The organism is Myxococcus sp. CA040A, assembly GCF_013336725.1.
Taxonomy (GTDB): Bacteria; Myxococcota; Myxococcia; order Myxococcales; family Myxococcaceae; genus Myxococcus; species Myxococcus llanfairpwllgwyngyllgogerychwyrndrobwllllantysiliogogogochensis.
In genome coordinates this window covers 41849-58644 of the sequence record NZ_JABUMR010000018.1, presented here as the reverse complement: position 1 = coordinate 58644, position 16796 = coordinate 41849, and the positions used below count along the sequence as shown (strand labels likewise).

12 protein-coding genes are annotated in these 16796 nt (G+C 70.5%); 6 read left to right on the top strand and 6 right to left on the bottom strand.

The genetic code is table 11. From position 1 onward, the window contains the following. Nucleotides 1–48: 48 nt before the first annotated feature. The 3 genes from HUA75_RS43750 to HUA75_RS43740 all read right to left on the bottom strand — a co-directional run bounded on the left by HUA75_RS43750 (nucleotide 49) and on the right by HUA75_RS43740 (nucleotide 3470). On the bottom strand, nucleotides 49–1428 hold the full coding sequence (locus tag HUA75_RS43750) for an adenylosuccinate synthetase (RefSeq protein ID WP_174489829.1): 1380 nt from the start codon (nucleotides 1426–1428) through the stop codon (nucleotides 49–51). Beyond that, nucleotides 1425–2348: a VWA domain-containing protein gene (locus HUA75_RS47370; RefSeq protein ID WP_371746331.1), complete on the bottom strand. Its 924-nt coding sequence runs from the start codon at nucleotides 2346–2348 to the stop codon at nucleotides 1425–1427. The genes HUA75_RS43750 and HUA75_RS47370 overlap by 4 nt, the downstream gene beginning before the upstream one ends. 102 nt (nucleotides 2349–2450) lie before the next feature. Beyond that, the gene (locus HUA75_RS43740) at nucleotides 2451–3470 is read right to left on the bottom strand and encodes a hypothetical protein (RefSeq protein ID WP_174489828.1); all 1020 of its coding nucleotides are present in this window, start codon (nucleotides 3468–3470) and stop codon (nucleotides 2451–2453) included. A gap of 51 nt (nucleotides 3471–3521) precedes the next feature. On the opposite strand from HUA75_RS43740, the gene HUA75_RS43735 reads away from it, so the two are divergent. After that, nucleotides 3522–3995 (top strand): putative toxin-antitoxin system toxin component, PIN family, encoded by a 474-nt coding sequence (locus HUA75_RS43735; RefSeq protein WP_174489827.1) that lies wholly within the window; start codon nucleotides 3522–3524, stop codon nucleotides 3993–3995. Here the strand turns inward: HUA75_RS43735 and HUA75_RS43730 are convergent. Both HUA75_RS43730 and HUA75_RS43725 read right to left on the bottom strand, forming a co-directional pair. After that, entirely contained in the window at nucleotides 3971–5515 is a 1545-nt protein-coding gene (locus tag HUA75_RS43730; protein ID WP_141644175.1) for a hypothetical protein, read from the bottom strand. The two genes, HUA75_RS43735 and HUA75_RS43730, sit on opposite strands and share 25 nt — an antisense overlap. Next, nucleotides 5512–6504 (bottom strand): multiheme c-type cytochrome, encoded by a 993-nt coding sequence (locus tag HUA75_RS43725; protein ID WP_371746330.1) that lies wholly within the window; start codon nucleotides 6502–6504, stop codon nucleotides 5512–5514. Before HUA75_RS43725 ends, HUA75_RS43730 begins: the two co-directional genes overlap by 4 nt. An 80-nt stretch (nucleotides 6505–6584) precedes the next feature. Here HUA75_RS43725 and HUA75_RS43720 point away from each other — a divergent pair, with 80 nt between their 5' ends. Beyond that, a complete protein-coding gene (locus HUA75_RS43720) occupies nucleotides 6585–7598 on the top strand; it encodes an NAD(P)-dependent alcohol dehydrogenase (protein ID WP_174489826.1) in 1014 nt (337 codons plus the stop codon). An 81-nt stretch (nucleotides 7599–7679) separates the two neighbouring features. Here the strand turns inward: HUA75_RS43720 and HUA75_RS43715 are convergent, their stop codons facing one another. Then, nucleotides 7680–10403, bottom strand: coding sequence for an RIO1 family regulatory kinase/ATPase (locus HUA75_RS43715; RefSeq protein ID WP_174489825.1), 2724 nt, complete (start codon nucleotides 10401–10403; stop codon nucleotides 7680–7682). Nucleotides 10404–10888: 485 nt separating this feature from the next. Here HUA75_RS43715 and HUA75_RS43710 point away from each other — a divergent pair, with 485 nt between their 5' ends. The 4 genes from HUA75_RS43710 to HUA75_RS43695 all read left to right on the top strand — a co-directional run bounded on the left by HUA75_RS43710 (nucleotide 10889) and on the right by HUA75_RS43695 (nucleotide 16771). Next, on the top strand, nucleotides 10889–11608 hold the full coding sequence (locus tag HUA75_RS43710; protein ID WP_174489824.1) for an EF-hand domain-containing protein: 720 nt from the start codon (nucleotides 10889–10891) through the stop codon (nucleotides 11606–11608). 225 nt (nucleotides 11609–11833) lie between these two features. Then, entirely contained in the window at nucleotides 11834–14611 is a 2778-nt protein-coding gene (locus tag HUA75_RS43705; RefSeq protein ID WP_174489823.1) for a response regulator, read from the top strand. Between the two features lie 73 nt (nucleotides 14612–14684). Beyond that, a complete protein-coding gene (locus tag HUA75_RS43700; protein ID WP_141644609.1) occupies nucleotides 14685–15980 on the top strand; it encodes a DNA polymerase beta superfamily protein in 1296 nt (431 codons plus the stop codon). Continuing rightward, nucleotides 15977–16771 carry a DNA polymerase beta superfamily protein gene (locus HUA75_RS43695; protein WP_174489822.1) on the top strand — a complete coding sequence of 265 codons (795 nt, stop codon included), beginning with the start codon at nucleotides 15977–15979 and terminating at the stop codon, nucleotides 16769–16771. Before HUA75_RS43700 ends, HUA75_RS43695 begins: the two co-directional genes overlap by 4 nt. The last annotated feature ends 25 nt before the right edge of the window (nucleotides 16772–16796 follow it).

The following is a 16796-nucleotide window of genomic DNA, read 5'->3' as shown; positions in this document are numbered from 1 at the left end:
ATGCACCTCGCGATGTGCCCGGACGCTAGCCCGGAGGCCCTCTCGTCGTCAGCCCCGGGAGCGCTTGTCCCGGGCCCTGGGGCCCTGTGACGTCACGGAGACGCGCACGCCCAGGGTCGCCTCCACCCAGGTGACGAAGCGCTGAGTCCGGGTGTCGGCGCTCTCTCCCAGCGACAGCGTCGTCCGCTCGGGTGTGCAGCGGGCGAGCGCCCCGGTGAGTCGTGCCTGCCATGCGAGGTCCTGGGCCGCGCCGGGACGCAGCGCCGTGACGCGCCCGGCCTCGTCGCGCACCACGAGCGCCTCGTCTTCCGCGGTGCCGGGAGGTGCGTGGTACGCGGAGCACACGGGCCAGTGCGGGCCAAGCCTGTCCACATGTGTCAGGGCGAGCGAGTCCACACCGCCGCAGACCTGGAGCGCATAGCGTCCGAGGACCGCGTCGAACCCGCCCACGCGGAAGCCGCCCTGCCAGCCGTCGGCGGTGTTGTGAGGCTCGGGCACCAAGGCCGCGAGCGAGGCTTCCTCGGTGGGCAAGGGGCCCTCGCCGTGGCGCGTGGCGTAGGCGCGAAGCACGCCGAGTCGATGTACGTCCCCGTCGAAGCCCTGCTCGCGCAGCAGGGCCAGGGCGGGCTCGAAGGTGCAGGTGCTCCAGGTGGTGTGCGGATGGAAGCCGCGCCACTCATCCAGCAGGACGCCCTGCGCGCCCTCGAAGACGGTGTGGCCCTCGCGCAGCCGGGGGCCGAGCCAGCCATTGCCCACCACGCGCTGCTCGGGATGGATGACGCGCACGGCCTCCACCCAGCGCGAGGGAATGTCGGAGTCCTCCAGCAGTCCCAGCTCGGGCGCGGAGTCGGGATGGCCCACGGCGGCGCGCCGCACCTCGGCCAGCTCCGCGCGAAGTCGCTCCTGCGCGGCGCGGGCCTTCCTGGTGAGGACGTCGGGTCGACACAAGTCTGCCGCGAGGACGGCGGCCTCCGGATGCGCGAGCGTGTCGCGCATCGTCTCGCCCACTCCTACGCCGCAGGTGCCATGCCGCCGCGCGCCCCGGCCCAACTCGCGCAGCCGTCCGGCCGCTTGATGGAACGGGGTGATGACGCGGGCGCGCTCGCTCACCGTCACGCGCGACAGGGCGTCCGGGACACCGCGCTCCGCGAGGTACTGCGCTTCCACGTGGAGGGCCAGTGGATGGAAGACGGTGGAGTGCGCCAGGTGCGTGGCCACGCCAGGGACGAAGGTGCCCGCGCCGAGCTGGGAGAAGGTGTGGTGCCGCCCGTCATCGGTGACGACGTTGTGGCCCGCCTGGGCGCCTCCGTTGAAGCGCACGACGAGCTGGGCGCCGTGGCGCCGCACCAGCCAGTCCGTGAGCGTGCCCTTGCCCGCGTCGCCGAAGCCGAGGTCGACGACGACGTGGGCCGCGCGGGGTGCCTTCATCGCTCGTCGCGAGGGATGCGGCGGTGGCCGGAGTTGGCGTCGTTGGTGGGCAGCGGCTCATCCTCCAGGCGAGGCTGTGGCGTGCCATCGCGCCCCAGCGTCGCGGCGAAGGACGTGAGCGCGCGGATGACGGCGCCGCGTCGGGGTCGCTCCAGTCCGCCTTTCTCCAGATGTCGGGCCAGCGCGTCCAGGTCTGGGATTGCGCCCTCGCACAGGCCCACGAGACTGGCCGCCACATCCACCGTGTCGGTGGGGTCCTCCATGCAGATGACGCGGTCTCCGAGCAGCTCCCGCCAGTCGCGCTCGCAGTTGCGGCGTCGGGCCAGGTCCGGGATGAGGAAGATCGGCTCGAAGCCGACCTGGAGCTCCTCCACCACCTGCCGGACGGGCAGGTCCTCGTCGAGCGTGTCGCCGATGAGGGACCTCACCTGCTTGCGAGAGACATACCCATAGGGGCGCTCGTCGCCCGTCATGAAGAAGTAGCCCCGGTGTTTGCGCTTGCGCCAGCAGTCCAGGTCCGTGTGGCGCGCGGCGAAGTACATGCCCAGCTCATAGGACTCGGTGCCGGGCGTTCCGCCGCCGCCTTCCAGGTAGCTGGACGTCAGCCACTGGTCCATCTGCCGCTCGGAGGACTCGAACTGGCCCACCTGGAGCGGGGCGTGGTCGCTGTTCGCGTCGCCCACCGCCATGAAGAGGACCTGGGGGTCCGGGATGCCCACGTCCATCAGGGACTTCATGAAGTCAGGCAGCCGGCGCCGGGCGAGCAGCTCCGGGATGGAGCCCATGGAGCCCGTGACGTCGAGGGCGAAGACGATGCCCAGGGACTTGGAATGCGCCTCGCTGTCGCGACTCTCCCGCCACTTCACGCCGTGCGGGTCCATCAGCGGGTGACAGCGCTCCTGTCGGAAGACGCGCTGCACGGGTATCTCCTCACGGGCCCGTGTGAATGCCGCATGTGCCGCGTGGCTGTAGCTCCCGTAACCCATGGCTCGACTCTCCTTCCTCGCACGGCCAGGCCGCGCTCAACGCCACCCAGGCAGGGTGAAGGGAACGTAACTCGGCGGACCGAAGGACTCCTGCGCGGCGGCGGAGACCTGCTCCTTCACGCTCCACGCATCGACGTCCAGGCCACTCCGCCCCGAATGCTGCGCGCGCAGCAGCTCCGCCAGGGGTGCTGGCACGCGTGACGGCACCGAGCCCGTTGCCGGGTCTCCACCGAGCACCCAGGTGATGGAGCGCGCGCACATCGCCACGTCCGTCTCCGGAGTGGGCACGCCTCCATCCCAAAGTGTGTCGGGATAGAAGTCGCGGTGCGAGGCGCTGGTGGAGGGCAGGGACTGGAACGAGCGGTGCCGCACGGCGCTGGACCAGCCAACCAGCATCAGCCCGTGGTCCCTGGGGTGGAGGAGCAGGTGGGGCGGCAGCACCGCGCCGTGGACGTAGCCCGCGCGATGCACGAAGCCCAGCAGCTCCAGCGCGCGCTTCCACATCCAGACCGCGGCGCGTGGGTCGACGCCATCGGAGTACACCTCACGCGCCTCCGAGAAGGTGTGCTGGAAGCCGCTCGTCCACCGGTACACCAGCGCCGCGCGAGCGATGCCCTCGGGGTCCTTCGCGGTGCCTCGCGCCACGGGCTGGGGGAGCAGGCGGGTGAAGTACTCGGCGCCCTGGGCGTCGGTGCGCTGCAGGTCCTCCAGCACCTCGTACTCGCGGGCGAGCAAGTCCTTGTCGTCGAGCGCGCGGGCCACCTTGAGCACCACCAGCTCGGTGATGCGGGAGTCGCGGCGCGCGAGGAACACGTCACTGCCGTCGCCTCGGCCCAGGCGCCCGAGCAGCACGTAGCGCGTGTTCGCCACCGTGACGCGGGGCCGGTCTGGAGCGAAGGGAGGGTCGTCCGCGGGGCGAGCGGGCTTGGGCCAGACGGCCGCGCCCTTCGCGGACACCATGGCACCGCAGTAGTCGCAGGTGAGGATGCCATTCGGTGAGGACGGGGGTGGAAGCTTCGCGCCGCAGCCAGGACACTTCAAAAGCTGTAGTTCCATCCACCCCTCACGCAGTGCCGGGCGAGCATACCGCAGCCTCCAGGAACCCGAATGTCCCCATTGACGCCTCCGCTCCCCGTGGTGCTCGACACCAACGTCGTCCTGGACCTGTACGTCTTCGAGGACCCCGCGCTGCGCGTGCTCCACACGGCGCTGGAGGCGGGCGCGCTGGAGGCGTGGGCGGAGGACGCGACGCTGGCGGAGCTGGGCTTCGTGTTGGCGTCGCGCCACTTCCTGCCGGGGCGAGACCTGGAGGGCCGGAGGACGGCCCTGGAACACTACCGGGCTCGCGTGAAGGTGCTCCCGCCGGACGCGTCAGGGCCTGCGCTGGAGCTGCCTCGTTGCAAGGACCGGGACGACCAGAAGTTCCTCCTCCTGGCCGCCCGGGCGGGGGCCGCGTGGCTGGTGAGCAAGGACAAGCGCGTGTTGTCGATGTCGGACCGACAGGGGATGCCCTTCGTCATCCTCACCCCCCGGCAGGCCGTGGCGCGACTGGAGGCTCAGGCGTTGGTGGCGGGACGGTAGCGAAGCACGCGCACCGATTCGAGGCCGATGATGAAGGTGGTGATGGCGCTCAGCTTCGCCTTGCCCCCGGACTCGCTCCAGTCGAGCACGTGCACGAAGACGGGCTCTCCGCCATCCTCCGCGTTCCGGTTTCCGAAGACGAGCACCGTGTCGGCCTTCTCGCCCGAGTAGGTGACGAGCGTCTGGCGGAAGGAGATCCACGACTCGCGGCTGCCGTTCTCCTCGCTGAGGCCGCGCAGGAACGCGGTGGGCTGGGCGAGCGAGCCCTGGACGTACTCGCCACCGGTGAGCTGGTGCTTGAGCTGTTCGCTCCGGGTGCTCAGCTCGGGCTCCCGGTCACCCATGCAGCCCATGCACTGTTCATCGCAGCCGCAGATCTCCTCGGGCTCGGAGAGCGTCCGGCCCTTGCGGTCCGCTTCACACTGCTTGACGCAGGCGGCGAGCGCGCGGGACTCGGCCTTGTGGGTGCTGGCGATCTTCGCGCGCATCTGGGCCTGGGTGGCGTCGGACTCGAAGAAGGACGCATCCGCCAGGTGCAGCAGACCGGCGACCCGCACGAGTCCCGGGTCATCCATGGAGGACAGCGCTGAACTGGCGGCGGCCTTCTGCGGGCGCAGCAGCGCGGGCCTCACGCGAACCCACTTCGAGCGGGCCTCGGACTTGTCGCCGTCCAGGTTCAGGCTGGCGCGGTCGAACAGCGCCGCCGCGGCCTTCGCGCGAGCCAACTCCGCCTTGTAGGAGTCCTTCACCTTCACCTGGGCCAGCCACTTCGTGGGGGTGCGCTCCGTCTGGTAGAAGACCTCCTGCTGCTTCTCGGTGTTCTTCTGGATGAAGAGGTCCTCGGTCTTGTAGCGAGGCGCCCACTCCAGCTTCGCCTGTGTGTCGTTGCGCGCGGCGGCCATCTTCCGCTCGTACGCGTAGGCGCGCACCTGTTCGAAGGCGGCCGTCTCCATCTCCGCCTTGTAGGGGTCCTCGCCCTCCACGTAGACGCGCAGGTCGCTCAGGCAGGTGTCGTCGTACGACGCGCCGGGATAGGTGGACACGAGGGTGAGCCGCACGCCCTGGACCTTGCCGGGCACGGGCAGGGGGATTTCCTGCCAGCCGAGCACGTCCTTCAGCTCCACCTCCACGGCGGTGCCCGTCGTCTGCGGCCCCGTCTCGCCCTGGACGAGCGGCTCCAGCTTCACACCCTTGGGACGGGCGTTGGCCCGGTAGAGCTTGTCCGTCTTCTGGTAGCCGTTGCGCAGGAAGACGCGGAAGGACTTCGCGCGCGTCAGCTCCGGGCCCCACCACTCGATGGCCTCGCCCTCGCCGCGTCCCTTGGCGCCCTCCACCCAGGCGGTGGCCGGGTCATCGTCGGCGACGTAGAGGGGGAGGTAGTTCTGGGCGTGTTTGTTCCAGCCGTTCTCCAGGAAGGAGGACGCCGTCACGCGGCGGGGATGCAGGCGGTGGGCGGTGCCCGCGTCGGGCTCCAGGAGGACCGGCGGCGCGGCGGCGAGGATGAGCGACAGGAGAATCATGGCTTGCGCTCCAGGGGTGTGCGGGTCGAGGGAAGGGGCGCGGCCCACAGCACCAGCTGTGAGAGCCCCGGGGGATAGAGTCCCGAGTCTTCCTGCTCTCGGGACACCAGGTGGTAGACGACGCGGGCATAACGCGCGCCCGCGGGCATGCGGATGCGGCGAGGCGGGCCCGGAAGCAGCCGGGTGTCCTCGACGGCGCCCAGGTGCGGTAGCGGCTCCGGTGGCCAGGAGCGCACTTCAATTCGACGGCCCAGCGTGGCCACGGTGCGCGAGGACTCGAAGAGGGGTTGGTCCGAGACCTCCACGCTGACCCAGCGCATGACGTCACCGGAGGGGAAGGCGTGGCCCAAATCGCGCGTGGAGAGCAGGAGCGCGCCGTCCACGGCCTCCACGACGAGCGCGGCCTTGAGGGACTCCGTGCGACGGGTGCCGCCCAGTCCGTGGTCGCCGCGAGGCATGTGACAGCTCGTGCAGTGGCGCGTGTCCCCCGTCTGTTTGCGCCACCGGGTCCATTCGCCCACGGTGTCCTGTTGCCACTGGGTGTCGGAAAGCCGGACGCGCTGGCCATCGCCCTGGAGCACCGGGAAGCCGAACTGGTGACAGCCCGCGCAGGGCATCGCGGGGGCGGCCTTCGCGTCACCGAGGGGGGCGTGACAGCCCGCGCAGGTGACGCCGTGCTCCTCGGGAGGGCTGCCCGTGGGAAGCGCGCCGCGCTCGAGGTTCCGCGCGAGCGGGGCGTGACACTGGACACACCAGGCGGGCCGGTCCTCGGTGATGGCGACCTGGAAGACATCGTCCGTGCGCGCGGTGGCGTGGCCGCTGCGCTTCCAGGCCTCGACCTGGGGTGCATGGCACTCCGCGCAGCGCTGGACGCTCCAGTCGGGGAGCCCGTGCGGCGCGGGGCCAACCTCCATGCGCGCGGTGCCCTGGGGGAAGCGAGGGCCGGGCGCGGAGGCCAGCAGTGCGCAGATGAGGAAGAGGGCGTTCACGATGAGGCGGGGAGTGTAGGCGCCCTCCGTGTGCGAGCGCGACTCCCACTCTGGGGCGTGGGCGCGGTAGAACCCGACCCATGCGGGCCTATGAAATTCGAGGCGGATTCGGGTTGGACAAGCTGGTGCTGGGCGAGCGGCCGGACCCCGAGCCGGGCCCGTTCCAGGTGCGGGTGCGGGTGAAGGCGACGAGCCTCAACTACCGCGACCTGATGATGGTGGAAGGTCGCTACAACCCGAGGCAGAAGCTGCCGCTGATTCCCAACTCGGACGGCGCGGGTGTGGTGGACGCGGTGGGGCAGGGCGTCACGCGCGTGAAGCCGGGAGACCGGGTGATGGGCCTGTTCTCGCAGGCGTGGCCCGCGGGTGAGCCGACGCGCACGGCGCAGCAGCACACGCTGGGGGGGCCGCTGGACGGCGCGCTGGGCGACACGATGGTGCTGCACGAGGACGGGGTGGTGCTCACGCCCGCGTACCTGTCGGACGAGGAGGCGGCGACGCTGCCATGCGCGGCGCTCACGGCGTGGAGCGCGCTGGTGACCTATGGCGCGTTGAAGGCGGGAGACGTGGTGTTGCTCCAGGGCACGGGCGGCGTCTCCATCTTCGCGCTGCAGATCGCGAAGCTGCTGGGCGCGCGCGTCATCATCACTTCCAGTCGCGACGACAAGCTGGAGCGAGCACGTGCGCTGGGAGCGCACGACCTCATCAACTACGTGACGACGCCGGACTGGGACAAGGCGGCGCGGGCGCTCACCGGGAACGCGGGCGTGGACCACGTCGTGGAGGTGGGTGGGGCCGGGACGTTCGAGAAGTCACTGCGCGCGGTGCGGCCCGGGGGCACGGTGTCCGTCATCGGCGTGCTGAGCGGTGGCTCGGGCGCCGTGCCGCTGACGTCCATCCTGATGCAGAACCTTCGCGTGCAGGGAATCCTGGTGGGGCATCGTCAGGGCTTCGAGGCGCTGGTGCGTGCCTTCTCGCAGCACTCGGTCCGTCCCGTGGTGGACCGCGTCTTCGCCTTCGACGAGGCGGTGGCGGCGTTCCATCACCTCAAGAGCGGCGCCCACTTCGGGAAGGTGGTCGTTCGCGTCGGGTGACCGGGTGCTGCTCGCCGTCGCTGGAGTGGACCCAGGCCCGGTGACGTGAAGTGCTCACCGGGCCTGGGTCCTACGGGCTGGTCAGGAGCCGGTTTCCGTCGGGCCCGAGTCCGAAGGGTTGTTGTTACGAGCGACGTAGCTCACCTGGGGACCGCCGCGAGGAGCACGGGAGCCGCCGCCCCGGTTCGGAGCGGAACGTTGCTGCCGGGGGCCGGGCCCATTCTGCCGAGGCTCTCGCAGCGTGTTGCCGCCGGGATTGGCATCAGGTGCGTTCGTCTCGGGGCGGGCCTCCACGACAGGCAGTGAGGCCCTGCCGTTGCCCCGATTGCCACCTCGCTGCTCGTTCCGGGCAGGTCGCTGCCGCGACTCGGGGAAGGGGCTTTCGGCGCCAGCCTGGACCTCGTTGCCGTGACGTCCGTTTGGCGCGGAGGATTGCTCACGAGGCGTGCCGTTGCGGGAATCCCCCTGGGGGGCGCGTGGGCCGCTGCGTGAGTCTCCCTGTGTGGACCGAGGGCCCCCGTCGCGCTGCTCGCCCTGCGCGGAACGTGAGGAGCCACGGCGCTGCTCTCCCGAAGCCGGGCGGGTGTTGTCCACTCCGGACTGTTCTCTCGGGGCCCGGTGGTGTTCGCCCGGGGCGGAGTGCTGCTCGCTGGAGCGGGTGCGCGGGCTGCCGTTGCGCGATTCATCCGCGGTGCGGGAGCCGTTGCCGTTCCGTTGCTCGCCATCGAAAGCGCGAGGCGTTCCATTGCGTGATTCAGCCGCGCCGCGAGAGCCGCCATTGCGCGAGTCGTCCGACGCACGGGGGTGACCGCCGCGCGGAGCATCCGAAGCGCGAGTGTTCCCGTTGCGCGAGTCATCCGAGAAGCGAGGTTCTGCGTTGCGCGACTCGTCCGAGGCACGGGGGTGACCGCCGCGCGGAGCATCCGAAGCGCGAGTGTTCCCGTTGCGCGAGTCATCCGAGAAGCGAGGTTCTGCGTTGCGCGACTCGTCCGAGGCACGCGGGGTTCCGCTGCGTGAGTCCCCCGACGCGCGAGCCGCCCGACCGTTGCGGGGCTCTCCTTGAGCGTCACGGGGACCGCCGTTGCGAGGATCACTCGCGCCTCGCGGACCACCGCTGCGCTGCTCGTCCTGAGGCGAGAACGTGCTTCCGTTGCGCTGCTCACCCGGCGCGGAGCGCGTGTTTCCGTGGCGCTGCTCGTCCTGAGGCGAGAGCGTGCGTCCGTTGCGCTGCTCACCCGGCGCGGAGCGCGAGCTGGTGCTGCGCTGTTCAACCTGAGGCGAGTGGGGGCTCCCGTTGCGCTGCTCATCCGGCGCGGAGCGCGGGCTGGTGCTCCGCTGTTCAACCTGCGGCGAGCGGGGGCTTCCGTTGCGCTGTTCACCCTGAGGCGAGCGGGGGCTTCCGTTGCGCTGCTCATCCGGCGCGGCGCGGGGGCTTCCGTTGCGCTGTTCACCCTGAGGCGAGCGTGGGCTTCCGTTGCGCTGCTCGAACTGGAGAGCGCGAGGGCTCCCGCTGTGCTGTTCGACCTGAGCCGAGCGAGAGCTGCTGCTGCGCTGTTCACCCGGCACGGAGCGCGGGCTCCCGTTGCGCTGTTCGACCTGAGGCGAGCGAGGGCTCCCATTGCGCTGCTCGACCTGAGGCGAGCGAGGGCTCCCGTTGCGCTGCTCGACCTGAGGCGCGCGTGAACTCCCATTGCGCTGCTCAGCCGGCGCCGAGCGCGGTCCACCCGAGTGCTGACCACCCTGCGGCGTGCGCGCGGCATTTCGCTGATCGCCAGCGCCACCCGTTCGCGGCGCCGACGCGGGAGCCTTCGGGCGATTGCCTCCGGAACGTGGCGGCGACCGACCGGGCCCGCGGCGTCCGCCTCGCGGCGCTGGGGCCGCGGGAGGCTTGCTCCGCTCACCACCACCCTGCCGGAGCACCAATGCCTCCAGCGCGCGCAGCTCCGCCTCTTCGGCCTCCTCGGGCGTCATGGGCGCCTCTGGGGGCGCTTCCACCGGCTGCGCATGGACGGGGCGGCTCGCTCCCCGGCCCGCGCCAGCATTGCGACGCGGCCCCTCGCGGAAGCTGCCGGAGGGAACGAACGAGGGCGTGAGCTCACGCCGCGTGTACGCGCTCCAGATTTCGCTCGTGTCGCCCCCGGCGCCGTGCAGCCAGGGCGCGATGCCCGCGAGGAACTCGCGCACGTTGTCCAGGTCGCGCCGGAAGTAGAACTCCGCGCGGTTGTTGCGCGCGGCGGCGATGGTCTGCGGAAAGTCGATGATGGTGGGCCCCAGGTAGCCCATCAGGATGTTGTAGGGCGACAGGTCCCCATGGATGAGGTCGGCGCACAGCATGCTGACCACCTGGGCCCGCAGGTCCACGTACATCGCCTGCGCTTCCTCGGGCGTCGCCGGAGGAGCCTCCACCAGCCGGGGCGCGGGTTGTCCCTGCGCGTCGAGCACCAGCTCCATCAGCAGGATGCCCTCGTAGAACATCACCGGCGTCGGCACGCGCACGCCCTGGGCGTGCAGCTTGTAGAGCGAGTCGGCCTCGGCGCTCTTCCATGCCTCCTCGGAAGCGGCCTGCCCGAAGCGGCTGCCCTTCTCCATGGCGCGACGCGTCCGGGAGTTGCGCACCTCGCGCCCTTCCCGATAGCCCACGTTGTTGCGGAAGTTCCGCTCGTGGCGCTGCTTGTACAACTTGGCTGCGACCACCTGCCCGGAGTGCTGAACCAGCCACACCTCCGCTTCCTTACCGGTCTTCAACTGGCCGATGACGGCCTCGATGATTCCGTCGGCGAGGAGGGTCTCTAGCGAGTCATTCATTCAGAGGCGGAAGTCCTGATGGGGCTCGGGCGGGTGTCTCGAAACGCGCGCGGTGCGGCCCTACTCGCAGCGCGCGGTGGCATGTGAACATCTGGCGGGGCCCTCTTTCTACCGCGTTGTCGCCGCGAGCAGTCAGGAGGGCCGACGCTCGGCCTGCTAACAGTTTGTCTGCCAGGGTTCCAGGGTATCAAGGGGACGTCAGAGCGGGTGGGTCATGTCGGACCTTGTCCTCGAGGCCTCTCCGGCAGCCCGTTCCGAGCAGACGCGGCCTGGGTGCCGAGCGACCTGGTGGCACGCTGGTCGCTCGGAGAGAGGGCATGGGCAACAACCCCGCGGAGCCCGCCAGATTCCGGAGACCGGGCATGCGGGCCAGGCGGAATGGGCTGTCGGGAGGGGAGGGCAGGCTGGGGCTTACCTGCACGCAGGGGGCTGCCGACCCGCACCGGGAGAGCGCTACGATGCGCGCCGCCCAGGAGGAGTCACCCATGGCGACGAAGAAACGCAAGACCAGTGCTGCGAAGAAGTCATCCCGGCGCGCCTCCACCCCGAAGAAGGCCGCGACTCGCAAGAGCGCGACACGGAAGGCCCCCGCGAAGAAGAGCGCGACTCGAAAGAGTGCCGCGAAGAAGGGCGCGGCTCGCAAGAGCGCGGCGAAGAAGAGCGCGACACGAAAGAGCGCCGCGAAGAAGGGTGCGGCGCGCAAGAGCACGGCGAAGACAGGCGCGACTCGAAAGAGCGCCGCGAAGAAGGGCACGGCGCGCACGAGTGCCGCGAAGACGACGTCCGTGCCTTCGAGCGGAGGCAGGACCTCGACGTCCCCATCGCCCCGGCGCGCGGTCTCCCGGAAGGCGCCCGCGTCGCCGTCCGTCGAGGTCACCTCGGTTGCCTGGGACGAGCGCCCCGCCACGGGCTCGCCCTTCGTCGAGGAGGTGGAGACCTCATCCGCCGGCATCCAACCCCTGGCGCCCGTCCACGCGGCGGTGGACGAGCTGACCAGCTCCGGCAACGAGCTGCTCGACATCTTCCAGCGCTACGACCGCAACCGTACCGGCTCGATTGAGCGCACCGAGTTCGCGCGGCTGCTGGAAGCGCTCGGGCAGAACGTCACGGACGAGGAGCTGGAGATCGCCGTCGACATCGTCGACACGGACCGCACGGGGAAGATCTCCTGGAGCCAGTTCAAGGTGTGGTGGACCAGCCGCTAGCAAGGAACGAAGCACGTCCGCCGCGCAGGGCCCTCTCCGGGGCGGAAGGTGACTGGCGAGTGCGCGGTCACCGGCCGGGTTCAACCTGGAGAGGACCCAGGCCCACGGGGAGCGGCTCCCAACGAGCCCTCTTTTTGGGAATGGTGGGGTCCATCATCTGTTCGAGCGCCCCTAAATAGTGACGGGGGGCCGAGCTGACCTACACTCGCGACGGGAGGGGGAACGGTGACCGACCTGGCGTCCAGAGCACATTCCACCGTCTTCGAGCACGCGCGCGACGCGGTGCTCGTGCTCGACGCCACGCACCTCATCCAGGAGGTCAACCGCGCGGCGGAGCGCATCTTCGGCCCCCGCGCGGAGCTGGTGGGCATGGCGGTGACGCGGCTGTTGTCGGGCTGGCGTCCCCCGGACACGCGAGGCTCGCCGGACACGCCCCATGAGACGGAGCTCGCCGGGCAGCGTCCGGGTGGCACGGGGCCCGCGTACTACCTGCGCGTGCAGACGCTGACCCAGGTGGACGCGCAAGGCGCCCCGCTCGGCTGGGTGCTCCAGCTCCAGGACATGCGCGGAAGCCTGGAGGTGGAAGCGTCCATCCGCCAGCAGAAGGAGTTCTTCGAGGCGGTGGTGCGCAACAGCCCGGTGGCCATCGTCACCATCACCCGCCAGTTCATCGTGCTCTCGTGGAACCCCGCCGCCGAGCGCCTCTTCGGGTACACGCCGCAGGAGGCGCTGGGCAAACACATCTTCGACCTCGTCGCCACGGAGGAGACCGTCCTCCCCGACGCGAAGAAGGCGCAGCGAGATGTCACGCAGCGAGGCCGCGTGCACTCCGTCACCCGGCGGCTGCGCAAGGACCACACCATCGTCGACGTGGAGTTGCTCGCGCTGCCGGTGTCGGTGGGCGGACGGCAACTGGGCTTCATCGCCATCTACCACGACATCACCGACCTCCAGCGCGCGCGCCAGGCGGCCGAGTCCGCCAACCAGGCCAAGAGCCTGTTCCTGGCGACGATGAGCCACGAGATTCGCACGCCGATGAACGCCATCATCGGCATGACGGGGCTGATGCTGGACACGCACCTGACGGTGGAGCAGCGGGAGTTCATCTCCACCATCCGTCAGAGCAGCGAGGCGTTGCTCACGCTGCTCAACGACGTGCTGGACTTCTCCAAGATTGAAGCGGGCCGCTTCGAGACGGACCCGCACCCGTTCGACCTGCGGCAGTGCGTGGAGTCGGTGCTGGACCTGCTCGCGGTGCGCGCCAGCGAGAAGGGGTTGGACCTGGGCGCGGATATCTCGCCGCAGGTGCCGCAGGTGGTGATGGGCGATGCCTCGCGGCTGCGTCAGGTGCTGCTCAACCTCGTGGGCAACGCGCTCAAGTTCACCGAATCCGGAGGCGCCGTCGTCTCCGTGGACGGCGCGCGCCGCAAGGAAGCTCCGGACGCTCCCTGGGAACTCACCTTCTCCGTGCAGGACACGGGGCCCGGCATCACCGAGGAGAAGCAGAAGGGACTCTTCCAGCCCTTCAACCAGCTGGACGTCTCGGTGACGCGCAAGTTCGGTGGCACGGGCCTGGGGCTCGCCATCTCCAAGCGCCTGGTGGAGGCGATGGGTGGACGCATCTGGGTGGAGAGCGAGGGCGTGCCGGGCAAGGGCGCCACGTTCCATTTCTCCCTCACCGTGCAGGCCGCGCCGCAGACGACCGCCGGGTACCTGCGCGCGGACCAGCCGCTGTTGCAAGGCCGGCGTGTGCTCATCGTCGACGACAACGCCATCAACCGGCGGCTCCTCGGACGGCAGCTCCAGACCTGGGGCGCGGTGCCGGTGGAGGCGGGCTCGGGGATGGAGGCGCTCGCGAAGCTCCAGCCAGGCGCGGGCTTCGACGTCGTGCTCATCGACCATCAGATGCCGGGGTTGGACGGGCCTTCGCTCGCCGCGCGCATCCGTGAGCGCGAGGACCTGCGGGCGCTGCCTTTGTTGCTGCTCACTTCGCCCGGTCGTCGCGCGGTGCCGCCGCCGGGCCTCTTCACAGGGGTGCTGTCCCGCCCGATGAAAGCCTCCCAGCTCCATGACACGTTGATGTCCTGCTTCTCCCAGGACGTGGCCCGGGCTCGCGCGGAGTCCGCCGCCACGGGGGCGCCCATCCCCAGGGACCGTCCGGGAGACCGCGTGCCCCTGCGCATCCTGTTGGCGGAGGACAACCCCACCAATCAGCGGCTGGCCAGCCTGATGTTGGATCGACTGGGCTACCCGGTGCAGGCCGCGTCCAACGGTCGCGAGGCGCTCCAGTGGGCCATGCGTCAGCGCTTCGACGTGGTGCTCATGGACCTGCAGATGCCGGAGATGGATGGGCTGGAGGCCACGCGTCGGCTGCGTCAGGAGCTGCCGCCCAACGTGCAGCCTTGGGTCATCGCGATGACGGCCAACGCGATGGACTCCGACCGCGAGCAGTGTTTCGAGGCGGGGATGGATGACTTCCTCGCCAAGCCCATCCGCGTGGAGGCGCTGACCGCCGCGCTGGTGCGCTGTCAGACGCCGCGGCCGCAGGGCGGCACGCGCTCCAGACCCGAGCGTGGCGCGCTCGTGGAGGTACCGCTCGACGAGGACATCGTGCCGGTGGCGGCGCGCATTCCCGGCCTGCAGCCCGCCGCGCTGGCGCGGTTGTGGCGGGAGCTGGGCACCCAGGCGGGGAACATCCTCCCGGAGCTCATCGACACCGCGCTGCTCAGCATGCCGGCCCTGCTCGAAGACGCGTACACGGCGTTGCGGCATGGGCTGCTGGATGATGTCAGCCGCGCGGCGCACACCCTCAAGTCCAACGCGGCATGGTTCGGCGCCTCGGGGCTGGAGGCGCAGTGCCGGGACATCGAATTGCGCGCGGACGCGGGCGAGGTCGCCGACATGGCGGAGCGCCTGGACCGCTGCCGGGCGGAGCTGGAGACGGCTCGCAGGCTGCTGTCCCGGCTGCGTGAGAGCATCGGGACGACGGTGCCCCGGAGCTGAGCCGACGGGGTGGTCAGCCCCTCGGGCTTCGCGCCGTCCCTGGCCGACCGCGACTTCCACTTCGAGGTGAACGATGAGCGACTCTCCAACGGACCCTCCCCGCTCGGGGACTTCTCGCATCCGGGGGCTGGAGCAGGTGGACCGGCTGTCGGTGCCCTTGCCGCACGGCACCGAGGTGACGACGCGCGTGGAGCGCCTGGCCTCGGGCGGGCGCCGCATTCCCCAGGGCGTGGTGGGGCGCGTGGTGCGCGCCCGGGATGGCGGGCTCGACATCCAGATTGTCGGCGTGGGCGAGGTCTGGTTCACGCGTGAGGAACTGGTGCCTCGTCGTCCGGGGCAGGTCCAGTTCGCGCGGCGTCGCGAGGCGGCGTGGCAGTCCCTGGTGCCCTGCGTGGTGCTGGAGACGCGCGTGGGCAGCCATGCGTGGGGACTGGCGAACGCGCAGTCCGACGTGGACGTGCGTGGCGTCTTCGCGCTGCCGCTCTCTTGGACCTTCGGCCTGGTCGAAGCGCCCATGGACCTGGTGAGCGCCGATGGCAGCAGCACCTACTGGGAGACGCGCAAGGCGGTGGAGCAGGCGCTGCGGGCGGACCCGAACACGCTGGAGACGCTGTTCGTGCCGGGAGCCCGGGCGCTGGACGAACTGGGCGAGTGGTTCCTCGCGGAGCGCGAGGCGTTCGCCTCGCAGGCCATCTTCGGCAGCTTCGGGCGCTACGCCATGAGTCAGCTGGACAAGCTCACGCGCAGCCAGCGGCTGGCCGAGCACCGGGACCTGTTGCTGGAGTGGCTGTGCGAGGAGCCCGCTCCGAACCTGGACGAGGTGGCGCGGCGCCTGTCCGAGGTGTCTCCGCGTGAAGCGCCCACGCAGCAGGACGCGCTGCTGGCGGCGAAGACGTACGTGAAGCAGCTCTACCGCTCGCTGTGGGACCAGGGGTTGTTGACGGCGAACGACTTCGCGGCGCTCACGGCCTATGCCCGAGGTGGGGGGCAGCGTCCTCCCTCCGCGCGGGAGCTGCGGCCGAAGAACGCGTACAACCTGCTGCGGTTGATTTCCACGGCCACGGGCTGGCTGCGCCATGGCGAGCCCGTCTTCGAGGCGACGGGCGCACTGAAGGCACGGCTGCTGGACATCAAGGCGGGGAGCGTGCCGCTCGATGACGTGCTGCGGGACGCGGAAGCGATGGCGCCGGAGCTGGAGGCGGCGCGACGGGAGAGTCGCCTGCCGGAGCATCCCGACTACGCGCGCGCGGACCGACTGTTGCGACGCGTGGGGGCCGAGGTGGCGCGACGCTGGGTGTTGAAGACACCGGGACCGCTGGGGCGCGAGGCGCCCGAGGCCCCGGAGACGGAGTGGAGGGATTCGGAATGAAGGGCGCCATGACGGAGCACGAGCGGAAGGTGGCGGACGGCGTGCTCGACGAGGAGTCCGCGAAGCGAGAGCACCTGGTGGTGTCCTTGTCGGGTGCGCATGCGTATGGCTTTCCCTCGCCGGACAGTGATTTGGACCTGAAGTCCATCCACATCGCGCCCACGGCGCTTTTGCTGGGACTGCAGCCCCGGCAGCTCAACGCCGAGCGGCTCCAGGTGGTGGACGGCGTGGAGGTGGACTACTCGTCCAACGAACTCCAGCCCGTGCTCCAGGGACTCTTGCAGGGCAATGGCAACTACCTGGAGCGCCTGCTGGGGGCCATTCCGGTGAGGGTCTCCCCGGAGCTGGAGGCCCTTCAGCCGCTGGTGCGCGGCGTGTTGTCGCGTCGGGTGCACCGGCACTACCGGGGCTTCGCCTACGGTCAGCTCCGGGAGTGGGAGAAGAGCGGCTTCCGCTCCGCGAAGAAGCTCCTCTACGTGTTGCGCACCACGCTCACCGGGACGCACGCGCTGCGCACCGGCGAGGTGGAGACGGATGTCACCGAGCTGCTGGATTCCCACGGCTTCGCGGAGGCGCACGAACTGGTGGAGCAGAAGCGACGCGGGGAGAAGTCCGAACTGCCCGAATCGCTCAGCGCGAAGTGGCGCGCCGAGGTGGCCCGCTCCTTCGAAGTGCTCGATGCCGCCCTGGAGGCTTCCGTGTTGCCGGAGGAGCCCTCCCAGGCGGCGGTGGACGCGCTGGAGGCGTGGATGCTGGACCTGCGACGCAGGCGGTTCGTGGCCGTGTCGTGAGGCACGGGCCACGCACCGCGCCGTG

Bases quoted from the DNA above. Each gene is read 5' to 3' on its own strand.
- HUA75_RS43750 (WP_174489829.1), bottom strand. From the start codon at position 1,428: ATGAAGGCACCCCGCGCGGCCCACGTCGTCGTCGACCTCGGCTTCGGC.
- HUA75_RS43740 (WP_174489828.1), bottom strand. From the start codon at position 3,470: ATGGAACTACAGCTTTTGAAGTGTCCTGGCTGCGGCGCGAAGCTTCCA.
- HUA75_RS43735 (WP_174489827.1), top strand. From the start codon at position 3,522: ATGTCCCCATTGACGCCTCCGCTCCCCGTGGTGCTCGACACCAACGTC.
- HUA75_RS43730 (WP_141644175.1), bottom strand. From the start codon at position 5,515: ATGATTCTCCTGTCGCTCATCCTCGCCGCCGCGCCGCCGGTCCTCCTG.
- HUA75_RS43720 (WP_174489826.1), top strand. From the start codon at position 6,585: ATGCGGGCCTATGAAATTCGAGGCGGATTCGGGTTGGACAAGCTGGTG.
- HUA75_RS43715 (WP_174489825.1), bottom strand. From the start codon at position 10,403: ATGAATGACTCGCTAGAGACCCTCCTCGCCGACGGAATCATCGAGGCC.
- HUA75_RS43710 (WP_174489824.1), top strand. From the start codon at position 10,889: ATGGCGACGAAGAAACGCAAGACCAGTGCTGCGAAGAAGTCATCCCGG.
- HUA75_RS43700 (WP_141644609.1), top strand. From the start codon at position 14,685: ATGAGCGACTCTCCAACGGACCCTCCCCGCTCGGGGACTTCTCGCATC.
- HUA75_RS43695 (WP_174489822.1), top strand. From the start codon at position 15,977: ATGAAGGGCGCCATGACGGAGCACGAGCGGAAGGTGGCGGACGGCGTG.